Raw genomic sequence first — 319 nt, forward strand, 5'->3', positions numbered from 1 at the left:
GATAAGACAGGCACGCTCACGGAGGGACATCCAGCGTTTCAACGCTGTGTCGGCGTCAACGGCTTCTCGGAGCAAGAGGTTCTTCGTCTCGCAGCAAGCCTTGACCAAGGTAGTGAACACCCGCTCGCCGCGACCATCGTAAGTGCTGCTCGCGAACAACGACTGCCGCTCGATAGAGGCGAAGAATTCGAGTCCAGCACAGGAATCGGTGTCCGAGGAATCGTGGGTGGTCGCAGGCTCGCCTTAGGCAACACTGCGCTGATGCAAGCGGAGGGCATTGACGTTGGACTGATAGCAAATGACGCCGACTCGCTAAGGG

At 58.6% G+C, this 319-nt stretch carries 1 protein-coding gene; it reads left to right on the forward strand.

Going from position 1 to position 319, the window contains the following annotated elements; translation table 11 throughout:
* Positions 1-319, forward strand: a 319-nt coding sequence (locus tag QCE73_RS34130; RefSeq protein ID WP_309885352.1) for an HAD family hydrolase, incomplete at both ends; no start/stop codon positions are given.

The organism is Caballeronia sp. LZ029 (assembly GCF_031451275.1).
GTDB lineage: Bacteria > Pseudomonadota > Gammaproteobacteria > Burkholderiales > Burkholderiaceae > Caballeronia > Caballeronia jiangsuensis.